Source organism: Streptomyces sp. NPDC034049 (assembly GCF_055575575.1).
Map to the genome: position 1 here is coordinate 12453 of NZ_JBVISJ010000016.1, position 24417 is coordinate 36869.

Here is a 24417-nt window from a genome sequence, read left to right on the forward strand (position 1 = left end):
CTTCCCTCGGATGCGTGGCTGGGGGTCAGCCACGGAGGCGGGACATGGTGGGGTCGAACAGGGGCTCCTCGGTGACGACCGCCGGTACGCGCTCGTCGAAGTAGCCGATGTGCAGCGCGGTCCCGGGTTCCGTGAGTTCCGTCGGGAGCCAGGCGTAGGCGATGCCCTTGCCGATGGTGTAGCCGTAGGCGGCGCTGGTGACGTAGCCGACGGGGCGGTCGCCGTCGAGGACCGGTTCCTTGCCCATGACGACCGAGCGGGGGTCGTCGACGACGAGGCAGGTCAGCTTGCGCCGGACGTTCTCCTTGCGGCGCAGCAGCGCGTCCTTGCCGATGAAGTCGTCCTTGTCGAGCTTGACGGCGAAGCCGACGCCGGCCTCGTAGGGGTCGTGCTCGTAGGTCATGTCGGTGCCGAAGGAGCGGTAGCCCTTCTCCAGGCGGAGGCTGTTGAAGGCGCCGCGGCCGGCGATGACGCCGCCGAGGGGCCTGGCCGCCTCCCAGAGGGTGTCCCAGAGCTTCTGGCCCTGGTCGGCGGTGGTGTAGAGCTCCCAGCCGAGTTCGCCGACGTAGCTCAGGCGCATGGCGGTGACGGGCACCGAGCCGATGTAGGCCTGCTTGGCGCGGAAGTACTTCAGGCCGTCGCCGGAGAAGTCGGCGTCGGTGAGGGGCTGGAGGACCTTGCGGGCCAGCGGGCCCCACAGGCCGATGCAGCAGGTGCCGGGGGTGATGTCGCGGACCTGGACCGTGCCGTCGGCGGGGAGGTGGCGGGTGATCCAGTCCAGGTCGAGGTTGCCGTTGGCGCCGATCTGGAAGGTGTCGCGGGCGAGGCGGGCGACGGTGACGTCGCTGCGGATGCCGCCGTCGTGGTCGAGGAAGAGGGTGTAGGTCACCGAGCCGACGGACTTGGCGACCTTGCCGGTGCACAGGCGCTCCAGGAGGTCGGCGGCGCCGGGGCCGCTCACCTCCAGCCGCTTGAGGGCCGTCATGTCGTACATCGCGACGGTCTCGCGGGTGGCCTGGGCCTCGGCGCCGACGATCGGCGACCAGTACTGCGCGGCCCAGTCGTTCGGGGTGGGGATGGAACGGCCCTCGACGAGGCCGGCGTTGGCCTCGTACCACTGGGGGCGCTCCCAGCCGTTCGCCTCCAGGAAGAAGGCGCCGTGCTCCTTCTGGCGGGCGTGGAAGGGGCTGGTGCGGATCGGGCGCGGGTCCCCGGAGGGCTGGAGGGGGTGGAGGATGTCGTAGACCTCGACGAAGTTCTGGCAGTCGCGGGCCAGGACGTACTCCGGGGAGAGCTGGTGCGGCTCGAAGCGGTTGACGTCGCACTCGTGGAGGTCGAAGGAGGAGCAGTAGCCGTCGACCAGCCATTCGGCCATGGCGCGGCCGACTCCGGCGGAGTGGGTGACCCAGACGGCCTCGGCGACCCAGAAGCCCTTGACGTCCGGGGACTCGCCGAGCAGCGGGAAGTTGTCGGTGGTGAAGGAGAACAGGCCGTTGATGCCCTCCTCGATGTCCGCCTCCTTGGTGGCGGGGAGCAGCGACTGGGTCTCGGTCCAGGCGTCGGCGAAGTCGTCCTCGGTGAACTTCAGGACCGACGGCATGTCGTCGGCCTCGTCCACGGAGAGGATCTCGTCGGCGGTGATGGGCATCGGGCGGTGGCCGTAGTAGCCGATGCCGATGCCGTCGAAGCGGTCGCGGTAGTAGAGGTCGGCGTCCTGGTGGCGCAGGATCGGCCGGATCGCCTCCTCGGTCTGGCCGGCGAGGGCGGGGATCGGGCCGGTCCAGGCGAGCTGGTGGGCGAGCGGGGTCAGCGGGAGGTTCATGCCGGCCATGCGGGCGATCTTCGGGCCCCAGATGCCGGCGCAGCACACGACGATGTCGGCCGGGATCTCGCCCTGGTCGGTGAGGACGCCGGTGACCTCGCCGTCGGCCTTCAGGACGTCGAGGACCTCGTGGCGGGCCAGGAACGTCACGCCGCGCTCGGTGGCCCGGCGGATCTGCGCCTCGACGGCGAGGACGGCCTTGGCGAGGCCGTCGGTGGGGACCAGGAGGCCGCCGAGGACCTTGTCGCGGTCGACGAGCGGGTGCCGCTCGACGCACTCGTCGGCGTCGAGGAGGCGGGACTCGATGCCCCAGGCGGTGATCCAGCCGTGCCGGCGGCGCAGCTCGGTCAGGCGCTCGGGGGTGGTGGCGATCTCAAGACCGCCGACCTGGAGGAAGCAGGGCTTGCCGTCCACGTCGAGGGAGCAGAACTTCTCGACGGTGTACCGGGCCAGTTCGGTCATCGTCCTGGAGGAGTTCGTCTGGAAGACCAGGCCCGGGGCGTGTGAGGTGGAGCCCCCGGTGGCGGGCAGGGGGCCCTGGTCGACCACGGTCACCTCGGTCCAGCCTCGCGCGGAGATCTCGTCCGCGAGAGCCGCTCCCACGACTCCCGCTCCGATGATGACCACTCGGGGTCCCGCCATCGCCGCACCTCCGCCTTGTTGACCGGTCGAGCCGATCGAGTTGCTGTTTACGCAACGCGATTCAGGTTGCGCAACTCAATGTGCCTTCCGCACAGGTGGGTGTCAAGGGTCCCGGGACCTCGGAAAACAGGCCGGAGAAGAGGCCGGAACACGACAGATGCCCGGTGGGCGGCGCGCAACCCTCGCGCGCCGCCCACCGGGCATGTTCCGACCGGATTCCCGCGTCCGGTCACCGGGGTCACTTCAGCCAGGCGTCCACCTTGACACGGTTGGCCTCGACCCACTTCTTCGCCGCGGCCTCGGGGGTCATCTTGTCGACGGCGATGTACTTCGCCACGATGTTCTGGTCTTCGTTGGTCCAGCTGAAGTTCTTCACCAGGTCGTAGGCCGGGCTGCCCGAGTCGGCGAACTTCTTGCTGACGATCTTGTCCAGCGTGTAGACGGGGTAGTCGCAGGCGACCTTCTCCGCGTCGGCGTCACAACCCGCCTTGTAGTCGGGCAGCTTCACCTTGACCAGCGGCACCTCGGACATGAACCACTGGGGCTCGTAGAAGTAGCCGATCACCCATTCCTTGTTCTTCTCCGCCTTGCGGAAGGTCTGGATGAGCGCGGTCTCGCTGCCCGCGTACACGACCTTGTAGTCCAGGTCGAGGTTCTTGACGAGGGCCTCGTCGTTGGTGACGAACGACGGGTCGCCGTCGAGGAGCTGGCCCTTGCCGCCGGACTCGGAGGTCTTGAACTTCGCCGCGTACTTGTTCAGGTTCTTCCAGTCGGTGATGTCCGGGTGCGCCTTGGCCAGCCACGGCGGCACGTACCAGCCGATCAGGCCCTCGTTGCCGGTGGCGCCGGCGTCCACGGCGGTCTTCTGGTCGGTGATGTACTTCTTCTTCAGGTCGTCGTGGCCCCAGTTCTCGACGACCGCGTCCACCTCACCGGTCCCGAAGCCCTGCCAGGCGATCTCCTCCTTCAGGTCCTTCTTGGTGACCTTGCAGCCGAGGTCGGTCTCCGCGACGTAGGCGATGACCGCCGCGTTCGCCTCGTAGCCCACCCACGGGTTGACCGCGAGGTTGAAGGTGCCGCACTTGGCGGAGCTGCCCGAGCCGCCCGCGTCCGAGGAACTGTCGCCGACCTTCGCGCCGCCGCAGGCGGTGAGGGTGAGACCGAGGACTGCCAGACCGGCCGCGCCGGCTCTCCATCGTCTTGCTTGCCTTGCCATGGTCACTTGCTCCTTATGCACTGGTACGCCGCGCCGCGGCCTGAGTGATGCGGTCGAACATGACTCCGAGAAGGACGATGGCGAGCCCTGCGGCGAGCCCCTTCCCGAAGAGCTGGCCCTGCGAGAAACCGGCCACGACGTCGTAGCCGAGGGCGCCGGCACCTACCAGGCCGCCCACCACAACCATCGACAGCACGTAGATCAGGCCCTGGTTCGTCGCGAGAGTCAGGGCGCCGCGTGCCATCGGCAGCTGGACCTTGGTGATGATCTGCCAGGTGTTGCACCCGGCGGAGGTGGCCGCCTCCACGGTCGTCGCGGGCACGTTCCGCACCCCGTCCGCGATGATCTTCATGGCGACGGGCGCCGCGTAGACGATCGCGGCGACGATCGCCGTGAAACGGGTCGCGCCGAACAGCGCGAGGAACGGCACCAGATAGACGAACGGCGGCATGACCTGTGCCGCGTCCAGGGTCGGCCGCAGTATGCGGTCCACCAGCCGGCTGCGGCCCATCCACACGCCGAAGCCGATGCCCAGCAGCATCACCAGGACGGTGGCGACCACGGTCGACGCCAGCGTCGTCATGCTGTCGGACCACACGCCGGTGGCGACCAGCAGCCCCACGCACACCGCCGTGGTGAGGCCGGCCCGCCGGCCGCCGAGGACGACCCCGAGCGCGATCAGCACGGCGCCGACGAGCCACCACGGGGAGTCGGTGAGCAGCGACTGGAAGGGGTTGAGCAGCCCGTTGGTGATGAGGTCGCGGACGAGGTTGGTGACGCCCGAGAGGTTGTCCTGCACCCAGGTCGTCGTGGTGTCGGCCGCGCTCGCGACGGAGCTGCCGACGCCGCCCTCGCCGGGGAACTCCGCCGCCCACACGTAGGTGTGCGACATGAAGACCAGCACGGCCGTGAGGACCGCGCCCGCGCCGAGCAGCGGCCGCCGCCAGGCGAGGAACCGGTTCTTGGAGCGCCGGGCCTCCTCCTCGCGTGCGCTGGCCGCGGTGGTGACCCGGTCGAGGACGATCGCCATGACGACGATGGACAGGCCCGCGTTGAAGGCCGTGCCGACGTCGAGCGACTGGAGCGCCTGGACGACGGTCTTGCCGAGGCCCGGAGCGTCGATCAGGGCCGCGATGGTCACCATGGCCAGGGCGGCCATGATGGTCTGGTTGACGCCCATCACCACCGTCCGCTTGGACATCGGCAGCAGGACCTTCAGCAGGGACTGCCGGCGCGTCGCCCCGAGCGAGTCGGCCGCCTCCACCGTCGTCTCCGGCACGGTCCGGATGGCGTGCGCGGTGATGCGGATCGCCGGGGGCGCCGCGTAGATGACGGTGGCGATGGTGGCGGAGGCTCCGCCGATGAGGAAGAACAGCGCCAGCGGGGCCAGGTAGACGAAGGTCGGCATCGTCTGCATGAAGTCCAGCAGGGGCGTGATGATCCGGTTGACCCGGTCGGAGAGGCCCGCCCACACGCCCAGCGGGATCGCGAACAGCAGCGCCACGAACACCGCGGAGAGGGTGAGCGCCAGGGTGTCCATGCTCTCCTGCCACAGGCCCTGGAGGCCCAGGAAGGTGAAGCCGGCCACCGTCAGCAGCGCGACCCGCCAGTTGCCGACGGCCCAGGAGACGTAGCCCGCGATGCCGACGACGCCGAGCCAGCCGATCTGCGGCAGGGGGCGGTCGGCGGAGGGCTGGGAGATCAGCTCCTGCACGAAGGCCACCAGGGTGTCGATGACCAGGCGGATCTCGTTGAAGAAGTACAGGAAGAGGGGGTTGGAGTTGCGGTTCGCGCCGATCGAGTCGTTGACGTCGTTGAACCACCGGTGCAGATCGGTCAGGTCCGCCGCCCCGAGGACGAGGGTCTGCCTGCCGCGGAGGACGACGAAGAGCACCAGCCAGACGAGCAGGATCGCGCCGATCACCATGGACCGGCTGACGCGGCGGGGCTCCGGGGCCGGGGCCGGCTCCTCGACGGGCCGCGTCTGCTCCGGTCTGCCGGACGGCTCGGTCTTCTCCACGACGACGGTCATCGCGCGCCGCCTTCCTGTCCGGCGACCACGGCGAGGATCTCCTCGTCACCGACGATGCCGAGCAGCTTGCCGTTCTCGACGACCTTGACGGGCTTGTCGGCGGCGAGAACGGCGCGGGTGGCCTCCTTGACCACGACGTCCGGGCCCAGTTCGGGGCCGTCCAGGGCGTCGCCGTCCTCCAGGGGCCGCATGATCCACCGCAGGGTGAGCACGTCGCCGCGGGGGACGTCCTTGACGAACTCGCGCACGTAGTCGTCGGCCGGGGCGCCGACCAGTTCGTCGCCGGTGCCGCACTGGACCATCTTGCCGTCGCGCATGATCAGGATGCGGTCACCGAGCTTGAGGGCCTCGGAGAGGTCGTGGGTGATGAAGACCATCGTCTTGCCGACCTCGTGGTGCAGCCGGATGACCTCGTTCTGCATGTCGCGGCGGATCAGCGGGTCGAGCGCGGAGAACGGCTCGTCGAAGAAGAGCACGTCCGGATCGCCGGCCAGCGCGCGGGCCAGCCCGACCCGCTGCTGCATACCACCGGAGAGCTGGTCGGGGTAGGACTTCTCGTATCCGGCGAGGCCGACCAGCTCGACGACCTCCTGGGCCCGCCTGACGCGCTCGGCCCGGCCCATGCCGCGGATCTCCAGCCCGAAGGCCACGTTGTCGACGACCCGGCGGTGGGGCAGCAGGCCGAAGTGCTGGAAGACCATGGAGAACTTGCGGCGGCGCAGCTCGCGCAGGCGCCTGTCGTCGGCCTGGCGGATGTCCTCGCCCTCGAAGACGACCTCGCCCGCGGTGGGTTCGATCAGCCGGGTCAGACAGCGCACCAGGGTGGACTTGCCGGAGCCCGACAGGCCCATGACGACGAAGACCTCGCCGGGCGACACGTCGAAGTTCACGTCACGCACGGCCGCGGTGCAGCCGGTGCGGTCCATCAGTTCACGACGGGTGAGTCCGCACAGTTCCTCGGACTCCGGCACCCGGTCGGCCTTCGGCCCGAACACCTTCCACAGCCTGCGCACGGAGATGACCGGGGTGGGACCCGAATCCTGGGGCGTGCCGCGCCGCTGCGACACCTCGGTCTGGGTGGTCATGTTCGACCTTCTTTCGGCGTTCAGCCGCTAAACCAGCGCTGCGGCCGGGGTTGGATGTTCTGCCAGATGTGTTTGGGCTCTCGGTACTCGTTCAGGCCGGTCGGTCCCAACTCCCGGCCCACACCCGAATGCCCGAAACCGCCCCATTCCGCTTGCGGCACATAGGGGTGGTAGTCGTTGATCCACACGGTGCCGTGGCGCAGTCGACGGGCGACACGCTGGGCCTTGCCGGCGTCCTGCGTCCACACGGCACCGGCCAACCCGTACTCGGTGTCGTTGGCGATGCGCACGGCGTCGTCCTCGTCGGTGAAGCGCTCCACGGTGAGCACCGGCCCGAAGGACTCCTCGTGCACCACGCGCATGTCCTGCCGGCACTCGTCGAGGACGGTGGGCAGGTAGTAGTGGCCGTCGGCCAGGGCGGGGTCGTCGGGGCGGGCTCCGCCGCAGCGCAGCACGGCGCCCTCGGCGAGGCCCGAGGCGACGTACGCCTCGACCTTCTCGCGGTGCTGTGCGGAGATCAGCGCGCCGGTCTCGGCCTCGGCGTCGTAGGGGCCGCCCAGCCGGATGAGCCGGGCGCGGCGGACGACCTCGTCGACGAAGCGGTCGTGCAGGGAGTCCTCGACGATCAGCCGGGCGCCGGCCGAGCACACCTGCCCCGAGTGCAGGAAGACGGCCGTGAGGGCGAAGTCCACGGCCGTCTCGAAGTCGGCGTCGGCGAAGACGACGTTGGGGTTCTTGCCGCCCAGTTCCAGCGCGACCTTCTTCACGGTCGCGGCGGCGGTGGCCATGATCCGTCTGCCGGTGTCCAGGCCACCGGTGAAGGAGACCAGGTCCACCCGGGGGTCCTCGGAGAGCGGGGCGCCCACCTCGGGGCCGGGGCCCAGGACGAGGTTGGCGGCGCCGGCCGGGAGCCCGGCCTCCTCCAGCGCCCTCATCAGCAGGACGGAGGTGGAGGGGGTCAGCTCACTGGGCTTGAGGACGATCGTGTTGCCGGCCAGCAGCGCCGGGGCGACCTTCCAACTGGCTTGCAGGAGAGGGTAGTTCCAGGGGGTGATCAGTGCGCACACCCCGACCGGCTCGTAGACGACCCGGCTGACGGCGTCGTCGCGGCCGGTGTCGATCACCCGGCCGGCGTCGGTGCCCGCGAGGCCGCCGTAGTAGCGGAAGCAGGAGACGACGTCGGCGATGTCGTACTCGCTCTCCACCACCCGCTTGCCGGTGTCGAGGGACTCGGCGCGGGCGAAGCTCTTGGTGTCGCGCTCGATGATGTCGGCGGTGCGCAGCAGCAGGGCGCCGCGCTCCCGCTCGGGGGTGTTCGGCCACGGGCCGGTGTCGAAGGCCTCCCGGGCCGCGGCGATCGCCGCCTCGGTGTCGGGGCGCGTGCCTTCCGAGACGGTCGCCGTGAGCGTGCCGTCAGCGGGACATCGGATCTCCCGGTGACCGCCGGCCACCGGGGTCCGCCATTCGCCATTCACATACAGGTCTGCCACGCGCCGAGCCTTCCGACTGTTTTTCGTTGCGCATCGTGCACCCGATTGCTTGTGATGGAACACCCTGGCCGCTGGTCAGACGGACGTCAAGATGTTGGCGGATGACGATTTGACCATGTGATCACTTACCCGCCCACCCTTGACCGCAGGCGACGCCGACCCGACCATGTTGCGTATCGCTCACCTTGTTGTGCAATACGCACCGACGGAGGCCGCAGTGTCCATGAGGTTCCCCCGACCGCAACCTGGCCGTGAGTTCGTTCTGACCCTTTCCTGCCCCGACAGCGCGGGGCTGGTCCACGCCGTGAGCGGCTATCTCGTCAGGAACTCCGGAAACATCCTGGAAAGCCAGCAGTTCGACGACCGACTTCAGGGCCGCTTCTTCATGCGGGTCCACTTCGACGTCTCCGACCCGAACGTCGACCTGGAGGGCCTGCGGTACCGCTTCGGTCCCGTCGCCCAGGCCTACGGCATCTCGTGGTCCCTCAGCGACGCCGCCACGCCGACCCGGACCCTGATCATGGTGTCCAAGTTCGGGCACTGCCTGAACGACCTGCTCTTCCGCCAGCGGGCGGGCGCGCTCAACATCGAGATCCCCGCGATCGTCTCCAACCACCGGGAGTTCGAGAAGCTCGCGGAGACGTACGACATCCCCTTCCACCATGTGCCGGTGACCCGGGACACCAAGCCCGATGCCGAGGCGCGGCTCCTCGAACTCGTCCGTGAGCTGGACATCGACCTGGTCGTGCTGGCCCGCTACATGCAGATCCTCTCCGACGACCTGTGCAAGGAGCTGGAGGGCCGCGCCATCAACATCCACCACTCCTTCCTCCCCAGCTTCAAGGGCGCGCGCCCCTACGACCAGGCCTACGACCGCGGGGTGAAGCTCGTCGGCGCGACGGCGCACTATGTGACCTCGGACCTGGACGAGGGCCAGATCATCGAGCAGGACGTGGTCCGGGTGGACCACTCGCTGGACCCCGGCGCGCTGGTCACGGTCGGCCGGGACGTGGAGGCCCAGGTGCTCGCGCACGCCGTGAAGTGGCACAGCGAGAGCCGGGTGATGGTGGAGGGCAACCGCACGGTCGTCTTCCGCTGAGCGGGACGGCCTCCGTATACGAACGACGGGTACGACACGACACGAACGCCGGACGGGCTGGGAGCCCGTCCGGCGTTCGGCGTTCCACGTGAGGGAGGGGACGCTCAGCCCTCCAGCCGGTCGAGCAGGGCCCGCCGCCAGCTCTCCGTCTCGGCGATCTGGTTGAAGGTGAACAGGTGCAGCCCCGCCACCCCGGACGCGGGATCGGTGAGGGCGTTCTCCGTGCGTGTGAGCAGCCTCTCGGGCGCGTACCCGCCGGGCGCGGCGAAGCGCACGAACCACGACGCGTGCTTGGTCAGGAAGCGGGTCGACTCCCCCACTCCGATCTTCGTCGCCATGGCCAGCAGTTTCGCCCGCTGCACGGGTCCCGCGACGCCCACATGGACCGGCAGCGTCACCTCCCGCCGCCGTACCCGGACGAGCCAGTCCCCGAGCACCCGCGGATCGAAGCAGAGGTTGCTCACGATGTAGGTGGCGTGCTCGCGCTTGTCCCACATCGCCTGGACGGTGACGTCGTCGTGGATGAGCGGATGGCTCTCGGGATAGCCGGTGACGCCGACCCGGGCGAAGGGCCGGCCCAGCTCGCTCAGCCGACGGAGCACCGGCAGCGCCCCGTCGTAGGACCCGGCCGGCGGGTCGGCGTCCCCCGCGGGTACGAACACGTCGTCCACACCCGCCTCGCGCAGCCGGTCCACGACCTCCTTGAGGTGCAGGTCGTCCCGCAGGAGCCGGGCGGGGACGTGCGGGACGACACGGTAGCCGTGCGCGGCGAGCCGGCCGGCCAGGTCGAGGGTCGGTTCCAGGCCCTTGACCGGCGACGCCGTCACGGTGACGACGACGTCGCGCGGGACATGGGCGAGGACCTTCTCCTCGGTGGCCTTCGCCGGCAGCACCTCGTAGCGGACGGTTCTCAGCAGTGCGTGCAGCCCCCCGGTACCCAAGGTCTACTCCGCCTGCTTCTGGACGTCACGGTGGCGGTAGTACGCGGCCTTCGACGCGGGCAGCGGCTCCTTGCCGAGGATCAGGTCGGCGGCCTTCTCGGCGATCATCATCACCGGTGCGTAGATGTTGCCGTTGGTGACGTAGGGCATGACGGAGGCGTCCACCACCCGCAGGCCGTCCACGCCGTGCACGCGCATGCTGGTGGGATCGACGACGGACATCGCGTCGGTGCCCATCTTGCAGGTGCAGGACGGGTGCAGGGCGGTCTCGCCGTCCTTGGCGACCCAGGCGAGGATCTCCTCGTCCGACTCGACGGACGGTCCGGGCGAGATCTCCCCGCCGTTGTAGGGGGCGAGGGCGGGCTGGTTGAGGAGCTTGCGGGCCACCCGGATCGCCTCGACCCACTCGCGGCGGTCCTGCTCGGTGGAGAGGTAGTTGAAGCGCAGGGCGGGGTGCTGCCGCGGGTCCTTGCTCTTGATCTTCACCGAGCCTATGGCGTCGGAGTACATGGGCCCGACGTGCACCTGGTAGCCGTGGCCGCCGGCCGGGACGGAGCCGTCGTAGCGGACCGCGATCGGCAGGAAGTGGAACATCAGGTTGGGGTAGTCGACCTCGTCGTTGCTGCGGGCGAAGCCGCCGGCCTCGAAGTGGTTGGTGGCGGCCGGGCCCTTGCGGAAGAGCCACTGGAGCCCGATGAAGGGCGCACGCCACTTCGCCAGGTACGGCTGCATGGAGACGGGCTGCTTGCAGGCGTACTGGATGTAGACCTCCAGGTGGTCCTGCATGTTCTCGCCGACGCCCGGGAGATCGTGTACGACGTCGATGCCCAGGGCCCGGAGCTCCTCGGCATTGCCCACGCCGGAGAGCTGGAGCAGCTGCGGGGAGTTGATCGCGCCGCCGCAGAGGATGACCTCCTTGGCGCGGACCTGCTGCGGGGCACCCTTGCCGCGTCGGTACTCGACGCCGACGGCCTTCTTGCCCTCGAACAGGACACGGGTGACGAGGGCGCGGGTGGTGACCGTGAGGTTGGCACGTCTGCGGACGGGCTTCAGATACGCCTTCGAGGCCGACAGCCGACGACCGCGGTGGACATTCCGGTCGAACTTGGCGAAACCTTCCTGTCTGTAGCCGTTGACGTCGTCGGTGGGGGCGTAGCCCGCCTCCTCGGTGGCCTTGAGGAAGGCGCCGAAGAGCGGGTTCGACGCCGGGCCGCGCTCCAGGACGAGGGGGCCGTCGTGGCCGCGGAACTCGTCGTCCGGGTCGGCCGCGAGACAGTTCTCCATCCGGCGGAAGTACGGCAGACAGTGCGCGTAGTCCCAGGTCTCCATGCCCGGGTCGGCCGCCCAGCGCTCGTAGTCCATGGGGTTGCCGCGCTGGAAGATCATGCCGTTGATGCTGCTGGAGCCGCCCAGCACCTTGCCGCGCGCGTGGTAGACGCGGCGGCCGCCCATGTGGGGCTCGGGCTCGGACTCGTACTTCCAGTCGTAGAAGCGGCTGCCGATCGGGTAGGTCAACGCCGCGGGCATGTGGATGAAGACGTCCCACGGGAAGTCCGTCCGGCCCGCTTCGAGGACCAGCACTCGGTTCGCCGGGTCGGCGGACAGCCTGTTTGCCAGTGCACTGCCCGCGGAACCACCACCGACGATGACGAAGTCGTACTGCACAGGAGCCATGGTGCCTCGTCTCGCTCGCGCCGTAGATATGCGAGGCATGCTAGACCGGTAGCGCTATGCGCACCAGGTTGCGAACAACGCAACTTCGGGAACTTGGTTTCGGTGCGGTTACTTGCAGGTGTGTTGTTTACTGCGCGTATAGTTTCACTGTGAGCAACTTCAGCCTTGAGACAGAAACGTCGAATTCACACGCGGGCGCGGGCGGTGTGCAGTCGGTCGACCGCGCCATCAGCGTCCTGGAGATCCTCGCTCAGCGCGGCGAAGCCGGCGTCAGTGAGGTGGCGGCGGAGATCGAGGTGCACAAGTCCACGGCCTTCCGTCTCCTCGGCGCCCTGGAGGCGCGCGGTCTGGTGGAGCAGGCCGGTGAGCGCGGCAAGTACCGGCTCGGCTTCGGCATCGTGCGCCTGGCCGGCGCGGTCACCGGGCGTATCGACATCACCCAGCAGGGCCGCCCCGTCTGCGAGCGGCTGGCCGAGGAGATCGGCGAGACCGTCAACATCGCCGTGATGCAGGAGCATTACGCGATCAACCTGTACCAGGTGCGCGGACCCGGGGCCATCACCGCACACAACTGGGTGGGCCAACTGACCCCCCTGCACGCCACGTCGAGCGGCAAGATCCTGCTGGCCCACCTGCCGGCGAAGGAGCGTGCCGCGCTGCTCGCCGACGCGGGCCTGAAGAAGGTCACCCCGCACACCATCACCGCGAAGACGAAGCTGGAGAAGAACCTCCTCGCCGCACGGGAGCGGGGCTACGCCTTCACGCTGGAGGAGTTGGAGATCGGCCTGCACGCCATGGCCGCACCCGTCCGCAACCGGGACGGCGAGGTCATCGCCGCCCTCAGCGCCTCCGGCCCCTCCTACCGGTTCACCGAGGAGCGCCTGCACGAGCTGTCCCCGGTACTGGTCAAGGGCGCCGCCGAGATCAGCCACCGGATGGGCTACCTGGGCTGATTCACCCCTGCGAGATCCCGAGGCGCTCGTTCACCCAGTCGTGGAACGCGCCGATGTGGTGCTCGCTGGGCACCAGCACGCCGCCCTTGGCGTACAGCCGGGAGCTCATGCCGGGCTGGGTCCGCTCGCAGGCCTCGAAGTCCTGGAGGTTGACCCGGTCGAAGAGTTCCACGGACCGGCTGACGTCCTTGCCGCTCTCGACGACGTGCGGCAGATACAGCCAGTCGCACTCCACGATCGTGCGGTCCACGGACACCGGGTACATGCGGTGGAAGATCACGTGGTCGGGGACGAGGTTGATGAACACCTGTGGCTTGACGGTGATCGCGTAGTAGCGGCGGTCCTGGTCCTCGGCCACGCCCGGGATGCGGTCCAGGCCCTCGGAACCGTCGACGGTGAACCCCTGGACCTCCTCACCGAACTCCGCGCCATGGCCCACGTAGTACTGGGCGGCGTACCCGTCCGCGAACTCCGGCAGCACCTCCGTCAGTTCGGGATGGATCGTGGCGCAGTGGTAGCACTCCATGAAGTTCTCGATGATCAGCTTCCAGTTCGCCTTCACGTCGTACGTGATCCGGCGACCCACGGAGAGGTTGTCGATGTCGTAGCGCTCGATCGACTCGACGTCGCCGAGGCGGGCGACGACCTCGCCGATGACGTCCTCCTCGAAGGAGGGCGGGTTCTCCGCGAGACAGACCCAGACATAACCGAGCCATTCCCGTACGGCGACGCTCACCAGGCCGTACTCGGTACGGCCGATGTCGGGCATCTTGGTGAGGTTGGGCGCCGCGACGAGCTTGCCGTCCAGGCCGTACGTCCAGGCGTGGTAGGGGCACTGGAAGGCCCGCTTGACCTCGCCGGACTCCTCGGTGCACAGCTTGGCCCCGCGGTGCCGGCAGACGTTGAAGTACGCGCGGATCGAGTTGTCCCGGGCCCGGGTGACGAGGATGCTCTCGCGGCCCACGTCGACGGTGCGGAAGGCACCGGGCTTGGCCAGCTCGGAGGCGCGGGCGACGCAGAACCACATGGTCTCGAATATGTGCTCCTGCTCCTGGGCGAAGACCGCCGGATCGGTGTAGGCGGAGCCGGGAAGCGTGGCGATCAGGCTGTCGGGCAGGCTGGTCGAGGTCACGGGGCACTCCTCGGGGAACGTCGCGGAGGGGTCTTGCGGACGCCGGGAGGAACGACTCCGGTCGGCGTTGTGCATGGAGCAACGCTGCGCGCTGTGGGCAACCGCAGCATGAGGTGACGCCGGGGCGGTGTCAAGACGTGGTGGCGGCCAGTTCCTTGCGTACCCGCATGAACAGCCTCGGCTGGTTCATGCCGAGCACGGCGACGGGCCGGCCGGCGCGCCGGTAGACGGCGAGGACGTCGCGGTCGTCGGCCGCGCCCGCCTCGACGGTGACGCTGTCGGCCTCGGCCGCGTGGCCGGCGAACTGGATGCGGACGCCGTACTGGTCGGACCAGAAGTACGGCGGCCTGGGCACGCCCGGCTCGACCGCGCCCCCCGCCAGCAGGGTGGCGACGGCCGCCTCCGGGCGCTCGCGCGCGCCGGTCCAGTGCTCCACGCGGCGGTGGTGGCCCGCGCGGGGGTCGTACCAGTTGGCGCAGTCGCCGACGGCGACCACGGAGGCGAGGCTGGTACGACCGTCGGCGCCGCACTTCACGCCGTTGTCCAGCGCGATGCCGGAATCCGCGAGCCACTCGACGCACGGGCGGGCCCCCACGCCGACGACGACGATGTCGGCGGGGACGCTGCGGCCGTCCTCCAGCAGGACGGCGTCGACACGGTGCTCACCGCTCAGTCCCTTGACACCGACGCCGCACAACAGCCGTACGCCGTGGTCGGCGTGGAGGCCGGAGACGACGGCGCCCATGGTGTCGCCGAGCGGTCCGGCGAGCGGGGTGGGCGCCGCCTCCACGACGGTGACCTCGAGTCCGAGGGCGCGCGCGGTGGAGGCGACCTCGGCGCCGATGAAACCGCCGCCGATCACCACCAGGCGTCCGCCGCGGGCCAGTTCGTCCCGCAGGGCGCGGGCGTCGTCCAGGGTGCGCAGGGTGTGCACTCCGGCGAGGCCCTCGGAGCCGGGCAGGGCTCGCGCCACGGCGCCGGTGGCGATGACGAAGCCGTCGGCCCGCACCTCGTGTCCGTCGGCGAGGCGGACGGTGCGCGCGGCGTGGTCGAGCGCGGTGGCGCGGGTGCCGAGCAGCCAGTCGGCCGCCAGGTCCTCGCCCTCCGTCTCCAGGGCGAGTTCGGCCTCGCCGAGGGTGCCGGCCAGGAACTCCTTGGAGAGCGGGGGCCGGTCGTAGGGGCGGTGCAGCTCGTCGCCGATGACGACCAGGCGCCCGTCGAAGCCCTGCTTGCGCAGGGAGCGGGCCGCCGAGAGGCCGGCGAGGGAGGCGCCGACCACGGCGACGGTTCTCACGCGGGACCTCCGGCGAGCCGGGCGGAGATGCAGGGCGGCAGGTTCGGGGCCTCCGTGGAGAGCCGGACGTGGATCATGCCGTCCTCGACCACGACCTCGTGCGTCCGGACCGGCAGCTTGGCCGGCGGGGAGTCGACCGCGCCCGTGCGCAGGTCGAACTTGGAGGCGTGCAGCGGGCATTCCACCTCGCAGCCCTCCAGCCAGCCGTCGGCGAGCGAGGCGTCCTGGTGGGTGCAGGTGTCGTCGATGGCGTAGACCTCGCCGTCGTCGGTGTGGAACACCGAGACAGGGGGGTCGATGTCGAGCCGGAAGGCCTCACCTCGCGGGAGATCCGCGAGACGGCACGCGGGAATCATCATGACACCTCGGGTGCGTATAACGAAACGGTTTGCGGTAAGCGCAACATCAGTCTGGAGTCGCCCAGAACCCTTGTCAAGGCATTCGGAGACCCCTCTGAGTCCCGTTCAGAGTTGCGGTATTCAAAACTCGCCTCACATAGAACAACGGAAAGCCCGGCGGGGCCATGGCCGCACAGGGCGGTGCCACGACCCCGCCGGGCGGGCGGGTGCGCCGGTCTCAGACGGCGGAGGTGGTGGAGGGCGTGGACTCCTCGGTCCGCTCGGGCGGCGCGGTCTCCGTGCTGTCCGTGGACGTGGCGGGGCCGATACGGAGTTCGAAGTCCCCGTCGTACCTCTCGTGGCCGGCGATGACGGCCGTCTCGATGGCCTCCTTGCCCATCCGCCCGCGGATGATGAGCGGATCGTGGCGCAGATCCCGGTTGAGCGCGACGCACAGCCCGATCATCACCAGGGTGAAGGGGGCCGCCGCCAGAATGGTCAGGTTCTGCAGCCCGGTGAGCGCGTCACCCTTGCCGCCGCCGATGAGCAGCATGACGGCGGCGACCGCTCCGGTCAGCACACCCCAGAACACCACGACGCCCCGGGAGGGTTCGAGGGAACCCCGCTGCGAGAGCGTCCCCATCACGATGGAGGCGGCGTCGGCGCCGGAGACGAAGAAGATGCCGACGAGGATCATCACGACGATGCTCGTCACCGTGGCGATCGGGTACTGCTGGAGCACGTCGAAGAGTTGGCCCTGGGCGGTCGCGGCGTCGCTCAGCCGGCCGGCCTCCTGGAGGTGCATCGCCGAGCCGCCGAACACGGCGAACCAGAGCAGGCTGACACTGCTGGGGACCAGGATGACGCCGCCGACGAACTGGCGGATGGTGCGGCCGCGGCTGATGCGGGCGATGAACATACCGACGAAGGGGGTCCAGGAGATCCACCACGCCCAGTAGAAGACCGTCCAGCCGGCCAGCCAGTCGGCGACACCCTTGCCGCTGGACGCCTCGGTACGGCCCGCCATCTGGGCCAGGTCGCCGAAGAAGGCGCCGACGGAGGTGGGCAGCAGATCGAGGATGAAGATGGTCGGGCCGACCAGGAAGACGAAGAGGGCGAGCCCCACCGCCAGCACCATGTTGGTGTTGGACAGCCACTGGATGCCCTTCTCGATCCCGGAGACCGCCGAGGCGACGAACGCCACGGTCAGCACCACGATCACGACGACCAGCAGTCCGGTGCCGACCGACCCCAGCCAGCCCAGCCCCGTGAAGCCGCTGCCGATCTGGAGGGCGCCGAGACCGAGGGAGGCCGCCGAGCCGAAGAGGGTGGCGAAGATGGCGAGGATGTCGATGGCCCGGCCGGGCCAGCCGTTCACCCTCTTCTCACCGAGCAACGGCGTGAACACCGCGCTGATCAGCTGTCGGCGGCCGCGCCGGAAGGTGCTGTAGGCGATGGCGAGACCCACGACCGCGTACATCGCCCACGGGTGGAGCGTCCAGTGGAAGAGGGTGGTGGCCATGGCGGTCTCCATGGCCTGGTTGGCGTCGGCCGGGTCGGTGCCCGGCGGCGGCGTGACGAAGTGGGAGAGCGGCTCGCTCACTCCGTAGAACATCAGGCCGATGCCCATGCCCGCGCTGAACATCATGGCGATCCACGACACCGTGCGGAACTCGGGCTCCTCCCCCTCCTTCCCGAGGGTGATCCGCCCGTAGCGGCTCATCGCCAGCCAGAGGGCGAAGACCACGAAGCCCGAGGCGGCGAGGACGAAGGCCCAGCCGCCGTTGCGGATCGTCCCGTCCAGCAGCTTCCCGGACACGCTCTCCAGCGTGTCGGTCGCCGTGGCTCCCCACACGACGAAGGCCAGGGTGAGCGCGGCGGCGACACCGAAGACGACGAGGTCGGTCCGGGGGTGGGCGGTGGCCGCACCGCCTCCCGGCGGATCCTCCCCGGCGGGGCGGCCTGGGCTCCCGTTCCGTTCGCGGGTTCTGCTCATCGGCTCGTCCTTTCCACAGACGGCAGGGGACGCGCTGTCGTGGCCGACGGTGGCGCGACCGGGCAAGAAGGGAAACGTGGGGGCGAAGGAGGTGACTGCCACTCGCATCCGGTTGCGGATGATGCATCCGGATTCACTATGAGCAACACACTCGGCCGCCTCGGACAGACTGTCAAGAGTCGCGTCGAAGAACGCCCTGCGCGGGGACCGGCTCCAGGCGCACCACGATCGACTTCGACGTGGGGGTGTTGCTGATCGCCGCCGTGGAATCCAGGGGGACCAGGACATTGGCCTCGGGGAAGTAGGCGGCGCAGCAGTCGCGCGGGGTCGGGTAGGGCACCACGCGGAAGGCCGGCGCCCTGCGCTCCACGCCGTCCTCGTACTCGCTGACGATGTCGACGAGGTCCCCGTCGCCGAGGCCCCGGTCGGCGAGGTCGTCGGGGTTCACGAAGAGGACCCGGCGGCCCTGGTGGATGCCGCGGTAGCGGTCGTCCAGGCCGTAGACGGTGGTGTTGTACTGGTCGTGGGAGCGCAGCGTCTGGAGCAGCAGCCGGCCCGGTGGCACATGGGGCCGCTCCAGCGGGTTGGCGGTGAAGTTGGCCAGCCCCGTGGCGGTGGTGAACCGGCGTTCGTCACGCGGCGGGTGGGGCAGCGCGAAGCCGCCCGGCCGGCGCACCCGGTGGTTGAAGTCCTGGAAGCCGGGGATCACGCGGGCGATGCGGTCGCGAATGGTGTCGTAGTCCTTCTCGAACTCCTCCCAGGGCACGTGGGAGCCCGCTTCCCCGAGCGCCGCCCGTGCCATCCGGCAGATGATCGCGACCTCGCTGAGCAGGTGCTCGGAGGCGGGGGCGAGGCGCCCTCGGGAGAGGTGCACCATGCCCATGGAGTCCTCGACCGTGACCTGCTGGGGCCCGCCGGGCCGCAGGTCGGCCTCGGTCCGGCCGAGGCACGGGAGGATGAGCGCCTGCTGACCGGCGACGACGTGCGAGCGGTTGAGCTTGGTGGAGATCTGCACGGTGAGGCGGCAGGTGCGCAGGGCCCGCTCGGTCGATTCGGTGTCGGGGGCGGCGGCGACGAAGTTGCCGCCGAGCGCGACGAAGACCCGTACGCCGCCGTCGCGCATGGCGCGGATGCTCTCGACGGCGTCGTGGCCGTGGTGCCTCGGGGGTGTGAACGCGAACTCGGCGCCGAGCGCGTCCAGGAACGCGTCGTCCGGTTTCTCGTAGATGCCCATGGTGCGGTCGCCCTGCACGTTGGAGTGGCCGCGCACCGGGCAGAGGCCGGCGCCCGGACGGCCGATGTTGCCGCGCAGCAGGAGGAAGTTGACGACGTCCCGGATGGTGGGGACCGAGTGCTTGTGCTGGGTGAGGCCCATCGCCCAGCAGACGACGATCTTCTCGGCGCCCCGCACCTCGTCGAACGCGCCCCGGATCTCCTCCTCGGGCAGGCCGGTCGCCGTCAGGATCTCGTCCCAGGAGACCTTGCGGGCGTGCTCGGCGAACTCCTGGAAGCCGTGGGTGTACCGCTCGATGAAGGAGGTGTCCAGCGTGCTGCCGGGGGCCTCGTCCTCGGCCTCCAGCAGCATGCGGTTGAAGGCCTGGAACAGCGCCTGGTCCCCACCCAGTCTGATCTGGAGGAACCGGTCGGCCAGACGGGTGCCGCCGCCCAGGACACCGGACGGCCGCTGGGGGTTCTTGAACCGCAGCAGCCCCGCCTCGGGGAGCGGGTTGACCGCGATGATCCGGGCGCCCCGGCGCTTGGCGGTCTCCAGCGAGGAGAGCATACGGGGGTGGTTGGTGCCCGGGTTCTGACCGACCACCAGGATGAGGTCGGCGTCGTGGAGGTCCTCCAGGGTGACGCTGCCCTTGCCGATGCCTATGGTCTCGGTGAGGGCCGAACCGCTGGACTCGTGGCACATGTTGGAGCAGTCCGGCAGGTTGTTGGTGCCGAGCATCCGGACGAAGAGCTGGTAGAGGAACGCGGCCTCGTTGCTCGCCCGGCCGGAGGTGTAGAACGCGGCCTGGTCGGGGTGGTCGAGCGCGGCGAGTTCACGGGCGATCACGGCGAACGCGTCGTCCCAGGAGATCGGCCGGTAGCGGTCGTCGCCGGCCGCGCGGTACAGGGGATGGGTGAGGCGGCCCTGCTGGCCGAGCCAGTAGTCGCTGGCGGGGAGCAGATCCTCCAGGGTGTGCTCGGCGAAGAAGTCCGGGGTGACCCGGCGCACGGTGGCCTCCTCGGCCACGGCCTTGGCCCCGTTCTCGCAGAACTCGGCCCGGTGGCGGTGCTCCGGCTCGGGCCAGGCGCAGCCGGGGCAGTCGAAGCCCTCCTTCTGGTTGACCCGCAGCAGGGTGAGCAGGCCCCGGCGGGCGCCCATCTGCTCGCCGGCGTGGCGGAGGGAGGAGGTGACCGCGGGGAGGCCGGCGGCGTACTCCTTCGGGGGGCCGACCCGCAGGCGGGCGTCGCCGGGGTCCTCGACAGGTGCGTTGCGAGTCATCTGAAGCGCCACTCCGGGATGTAGGGGAATCAGAGCCGTTCCGTGTCGCCGGACCTCGCGGTCGGGCGGCGGACCGCCACCGGACGTCGGAGGTTGCGAACTGCACAACAGTGCCGCGATACGCAACGAGAACAAGAAAGCGTGACCCGTGATCCCCTGTCAAGACCGGCGCACCACCCGATCGGCCCGGGGCGCACGGTCCCGGGACACGACGACGAGCCGTGGCCGGGGGGCGTCCCCGGCCACGGCTCTTCCGTGCCCTCCGCGGCTAGGCCGATACGGCCGCGGTCCGCCCGGTCGTCAGAGGACCACCACCGAGCGCAGGACGTCGCCGCCGTGCATCCGCTCGAAGGCCTTCTCGACCTCGTCGAGTGCGATGGTCTCCGTGACGAAGGTGTCCAGGTCCAGACGCTTCTGCAGGTAGAGGTCGATGAGCATGGGGAAGTCGCGGTCGGGCAGGCAGTCGCCGTACCAGGAGGACTTCAGGGCGCCGCCGCGGCCGAAGACGTCCAGGAGGGGCAGTTCGAGCTTCATCTCCGGGGTGGGGACGCCGACGAGGACGACCGTGCCGGCCAGGTCGCGGGCATAGAAGGCCTGCTTGTACGTCTCGGGGCGGCCGACCGCCTCGATCACGACGTCCGCGCCGAAACCGCCGGTCAGCTCACGGATCGCCTCGACCGCGTCGGTCTCGCGGGAGTTCACGGTGTGGGTCGCGCCCAGCTTCCTGGCGGTCTCCAGCTTGAGGTCGTCGATGTCGACGGCGATGATCTTCGCGGCGCCCGCCAGCTCGGACCCGACGACCGCCGCGGCCCCGACGCCGCCGCAGCCGATGACGGCGACACTGTCACCGCGCCCCACGTTCCCGGTGTTGATCGCGGCGCCGATGCCCGCCATCACCCCACAGCCCAGCAGTCCGGCCACGGCGGGCGACGCGGCCCGGTCGACCTTGGTGCACTGGCCGGCGGCGACGAGGGTCTTCTCCGCGAAGGCGCCGATGCCCAGCGCCGGGGACAGCTCGGTGCCGTCGAGGAGCGTCATCTTCTGCTTCGCGTTGTGGGTGGCGAAGCAGTACCAGGGGCGGCCCCGTCGACAGGCCCGGCAACTGCCGCACACCGCACGCCAGTTGAGGATGACGAAATCACCGGGGGCGACATCCGTGACGCCCTCCCCCACCGCCTCGACCACGCCCGCCGCCTCATGGCCGAGCAGGAACGGGAAGTCGTCGTTGATCCCGCCCTCCCGGTAGTGCAGGTCGGTGTGGCAGACCCCGCACGCCTCGACCTTCACCAGCGCCTCACCCGGTCCGGGGTCCGGCACGACGATCGTTTCCAGGCTGACGGGGGCACCCTTGCCCCGCGCGACGACGGCACGGACCTGGTGAGCCATGGCCACTCCTCGGCTGGTACGAGACCTGAGTCTGACGACCCGAGTCTGACGTTTCTCATCGCGGCACACATAGCGCGTACCGCAACACAGCATCGTGGAGTGCCGACCGGGGGTCAAGGAGTCCCACAGCCGCCGGCGCCGCTGCGGCGCTACGCCGGGCGGTCCTCGGCAGGCAGGGTCTGTTCGGCCCAGATCGTCTTGCCCGTACGGGTGTGCCGGCTGCCCCAGCGCTGGGTGAGCTGCGCCACGAGCAGGAGGCCCCGGCCGCCCTCGTCGAAGGCACGGGCCCGGCGCATGTGCGGGGCGGTGGCGCTGGAGTCGGAGACCTCGCAGATGAGGGTGGCCTCACGGATCAGCCGCAGCTGGATCGGGGACCCGCCGTACCGGATGGCGTTGGTGACCAGCTCGCTGACGACGAGTTCGGTGACGAAGGTGAGCTCCTCCAGCTGCCAGGCGGCGAGCTGGTCGCAGGCCAGTTTCCGGGCCTGCCCCACGAACGCGGGGTCGGCGGGCACATCCCAGACGGCGACCCGGTCGGCGTCCAGGGCCCGGGTGCGGGCCAGCAGCAGGGCCACGTCGTCGACGGGGCGGTCCGTCAGCAGGTCCCCCAGGACCCCGTCGCAGGTCTCCTCCAGCGCACGGCCCGTGCCGCACAGCGCCCGGCGCAGCCGGTCGAGACCGTCGTCCAGGTCGCGTCCGGCCGCCTGCACGAGACCGTCGGTGTAGAGGGCGAACACACTGCCCTCGGGGACGTCGAACTCCGCCGTCTCGAACGGCAGGCCGCCCACGCCCAGCGGGGGCCCGATCGGCAGGTCGAGGAAGGCCGCCTCGCCGTCCGGGCCGATCAGGGCCGGTGGCGGATGGCCGGCGCGGGCCATGGAGCAGCGGCGCGCGACCGGGTCGTACACGGCGTACAGACAGGTGGCTCCGATCTCGCCCGGACTCTCCGCGTCCTCGGCCTCGTCCGCCGTCCGCTCGGAGTCCAGGCGCAGCACGATGTCGTCGAGCTGGGTCAGCAGCTCGTCCGGGGCCAGGTCGACGTCGGCCAGGGTGCGTACGGCCGTCCGCAGCCGGCCCATGGTGGCGGACGCCTGGACGCCGTGGCCGACGACATCGCCCACGACCAGCCCCACCCGGGCTCCGGACAGCGGGATGACGTCGAACCAGTCGCCCCCGATGCCGGCGCGGGTGCTGGCCGGCTGGTAGCGGGAGGCGACCTCGACGGCGGCCTGCCGGGGTGCGCGGTGGGGCAGGAGGCTGCGTTGCAGTTCGAGGGCGATGGCGCGTTCACGGGTGTAGCGGCGGGCGTTGTCGACGCAGACGGCGGCCCGGGCGGCGAGCTCCTCGGCCAGCAGCAGGTCGTCCTCGCCGAACGGCTCGGCCGTGCGGTGGCGGGCGAGGACCGACAGCCCGAGGGTGAGGCCGCGGGCGCGCAGGGGCACGGCCATGATCGAGTGGATGCCGTGGACCTCGATGCTGCGGGCCCGCTCCGACGAGCCCCCCGCCCACGGCAGCCCGGTGACGTCGTCGACCTCGTACAGCAGGGCACGGCCGGTGGCCAGCGCACGGCCCGACGGCGACCCCTCGTCGTAGGTGTGTCTGCTGCCGACCGGGACGACGGCCTCGGGGCAGCCCTCCAGCACGGACCGGTGGGCGGCGCGGCGGAAGACCAGGGCGTCCGCGTCGGGCGAGGGGGCGGCCTCCTCACCGGCGAGCACCGAGTCCAGCAGGTCCACGACGACGAAATCGGCCAGATGGTCCGTGCACACCTCGGCGAGTTCCTCGGCGGTACGGGTCACGTCGAGGGTGGAGCCGATCCGGTTGCCGGACTCGTTGAGCATGCTCAGGCGGCGGCGGGCCAGGAACTGCTCGGTGCTGTCGATCGCCGCCAGGCACATGCCCCGTACGTCGCCGGAGGCGTCCTTCAGCGGGCTGAGGGAGACCAGCCACGCGTGTTCGTGCGCCTCGCCCGGCGCGCGCAGCCACGCCTCGAACGGCATCGCCTCACCCGTGCTCAGCACCCGCCGCACCGCGTCGTCGAGCCCCTCGAACCCCGGCAGCCTGCGCTGTCCGTCGACGGACACGCCCACGCGGCGGCCGAGGAGGTCCTGCTGCGACCGGCCCATCACCGTCTCCATGGCGGAGTTCGCGGACACCGCGAGTCCGTCCTGGTCGAAGAGGGCGATCGGGACGGGGAGCTGGTCCAGGGCCCATCGGCGCAGCCGGGCGGCGGGCTCCGGCACGGTCGCCGTCAGGAACCACTGCGTCGAGCCCGCGGCGTCCAGCAGGGGGTGCGCCTGAAGCTCCAGCTCCACGTCGTGGCCGTCCCGGTGCCGTGCGTGCACGGGGCCGCGCCAGTCGGCCGGTTCGGTGAGGCGGCCACGCGCCGAGGCGGACAGGGGACGTGCCAGCAGGTCGGCCGCGCGGCGGCCGAGCACCTCGCCGTGCTCGTAGCCGAGCACCCGTCGCGCGTCGGCACTCCACGCGATCACCAGTCCCCTGGCGTCGACCGCGGCCGTGGCGACACCGTGCTCGCCCATCGTTCCTTCTCTCCGTACGACCGAAAGCCGTGGTCCATGGGCTCACAGATCGACTGCGGGGCACTGCTTCCAAGCTTCATTGTGCGCCGGGCACGCCAGGCATGGCGCGTGACCCCCCGGAGCACCCGAGCCCCTACCCTGCCACGTCACAGGCCTCGTGGGCGCCCGCTTTCGCACGTCGTCCGAACACCGCGTCGGCCGTGCCCGCGCGCTCGACCGCCCCCCGGCGGGCGGTCGAGCCGGGCGCTCCCGAGGGAGCGGCCCCGCGCTTGTTCGTGTTCGG

The 24417-nt window shown here is 70.3% G+C and carries 16 protein-coding genes; 2 read left to right on the forward strand and 14 right to left on the reverse strand.

What is annotated here, in order from left to right; genetic code table 11:
- Positions 1-25: 25 nt before the first annotated feature.
- From ACZ52C_RS34250 to ACZ52C_RS34270, 5 genes are all read right to left on the reverse strand, one after another.
- Positions 26-2464, reverse strand: a complete 2439-nt coding sequence (locus ACZ52C_RS34250; protein WP_469078438.1) for a GcvT family protein — start codon at positions 2462-2464, stop codon at positions 26-28.
- A gap of 238 nt (positions 2465-2702) precedes the next feature.
- Positions 2703-3680, reverse strand: coding sequence for an ABC transporter substrate-binding protein (locus tag ACZ52C_RS34255; protein WP_469078439.1), 978 nt, complete (start codon positions 3678-3680; stop codon positions 2703-2705).
- Between the two features lie 13 nt (positions 3681-3693).
- Positions 3694-5712: an ABC transporter permease gene (locus ACZ52C_RS34260; protein ID WP_469078440.1), complete on the reverse strand. Its 2019-nt coding sequence runs from the start codon at positions 5710-5712 to the stop codon at positions 3694-3696.
- On the reverse strand, positions 5709-6797 hold the full coding sequence (locus tag ACZ52C_RS34265) for a quaternary amine ABC transporter ATP-binding protein (protein ID WP_469078441.1): 1089 nt from the start codon (positions 6795-6797) through the stop codon (positions 5709-5711). Before ACZ52C_RS34265 ends, ACZ52C_RS34260 begins: the two co-directional genes overlap by 4 nt.
- Positions 6798-6817: 20 nt before the next feature.
- A complete protein-coding gene (locus ACZ52C_RS34270; RefSeq protein WP_469078442.1) occupies positions 6818-8287 on the reverse strand; it encodes an aldehyde dehydrogenase family protein in 1470 nt (489 codons plus the stop codon).
- A gap of 223 nt (positions 8288-8510) precedes the next feature.
- On the opposite strand from ACZ52C_RS34270, the gene purU reads away from it, so the two are divergent.
- Positions 8511-9386, forward strand: a complete 876-nt coding sequence (gene purU / locus ACZ52C_RS34275) for a formyltetrahydrofolate deformylase (RefSeq protein ID WP_469078443.1) — start codon at positions 8511-8513, stop codon at positions 9384-9386.
- 104 nt (positions 9387-9490) lie between these two features.
- Here the strand turns inward: purU and ACZ52C_RS34280 are convergent, their stop codons facing one another.
- Both ACZ52C_RS34280 and betA read right to left on the reverse strand, forming a co-directional pair.
- The gene (locus ACZ52C_RS34280; RefSeq protein ID WP_469078444.1) at positions 9491-10327 is read right to left on the reverse strand and encodes a methylenetetrahydrofolate reductase; all 837 of its coding nucleotides are present in this window, start codon (positions 10325-10327) and stop codon (positions 9491-9493) included.
- A gap of 3 nt (positions 10328-10330) precedes the next feature.
- Positions 10331-12001 (reverse strand): choline dehydrogenase, encoded by a 1671-nt coding sequence (betA, locus tag ACZ52C_RS34285; RefSeq protein WP_469078445.1) that lies wholly within the window; start codon positions 11999-12001, stop codon positions 10331-10333.
- A gap of 206 nt (positions 12002-12207) precedes the next feature.
- Here betA and ACZ52C_RS34290 point away from each other — a divergent pair, with 206 nt between their 5' ends.
- A complete protein-coding gene (locus ACZ52C_RS34290; RefSeq protein WP_469078575.1) occupies positions 12208-12954 on the forward strand; it encodes an IclR family transcriptional regulator in 747 nt (248 codons plus the stop codon).
- A gap of 1 nt (position 12955) precedes the next feature.
- On the opposite strand, the gene ACZ52C_RS34295 is transcribed toward ACZ52C_RS34290, so the two are convergent.
- The 7 genes from ACZ52C_RS34295 to ACZ52C_RS34325 all read right to left on the reverse strand — a co-directional run bounded on the left by ACZ52C_RS34295 (position 12956) and on the right by ACZ52C_RS34325 (position 24134).
- The gene (locus ACZ52C_RS34295) at positions 12956-14086 is read right to left on the reverse strand and encodes an aromatic ring-hydroxylating oxygenase subunit alpha (protein ID WP_469078446.1); all 1131 of its coding nucleotides are present in this window, start codon (positions 14084-14086) and stop codon (positions 12956-12958) included.
- Between the two features lie 130 nt (positions 14087-14216).
- Positions 14217-15380, reverse strand: coding sequence for an NAD(P)/FAD-dependent oxidoreductase (locus ACZ52C_RS34300; RefSeq protein WP_469078447.1), 1164 nt, complete (start codon positions 15378-15380; stop codon positions 14217-14219).
- Positions 15377-15739 (reverse strand): bifunctional 3-phenylpropionate/cinnamic acid dioxygenase ferredoxin subunit, encoded by a 363-nt coding sequence (locus ACZ52C_RS34305; RefSeq protein WP_086802469.1) that lies wholly within the window; start codon positions 15737-15739, stop codon positions 15377-15379. Before ACZ52C_RS34305 ends, ACZ52C_RS34300 begins: the two co-directional genes overlap by 4 nt.
- Positions 15740-15956: 217 nt before the next feature.
- Positions 15957-17714, reverse strand: coding sequence for a BCCT family transporter (locus tag ACZ52C_RS34310; protein WP_469078448.1), 1758 nt, complete (start codon positions 17712-17714; stop codon positions 15957-15959).
- Positions 17715-17886: 172 nt separating this feature from the next.
- Positions 17887-20208, reverse strand: coding sequence for an FdhF/YdeP family oxidoreductase (locus ACZ52C_RS34315; protein WP_469078449.1), 2322 nt, complete (start codon positions 20206-20208; stop codon positions 17887-17889).
- Positions 20209-20508: 300 nt separating this feature from the next.
- The gene (locus tag ACZ52C_RS34320) at positions 20509-21594 is read right to left on the reverse strand and encodes an S-(hydroxymethyl)mycothiol dehydrogenase (RefSeq protein WP_469078450.1); all 1086 of its coding nucleotides are present in this window, start codon (positions 21592-21594) and stop codon (positions 20509-20511) included.
- Between the two features lie 149 nt (positions 21595-21743).
- Complete coding sequence (locus tag ACZ52C_RS34325) at positions 21744-24134, reverse strand: ATP-binding SpoIIE family protein phosphatase (RefSeq protein WP_469078451.1); 2391 nt, start codon at positions 24132-24134, stop codon at positions 21744-21746.
- Between the last annotated feature and the right edge of the window lie 283 nt (positions 24135-24417).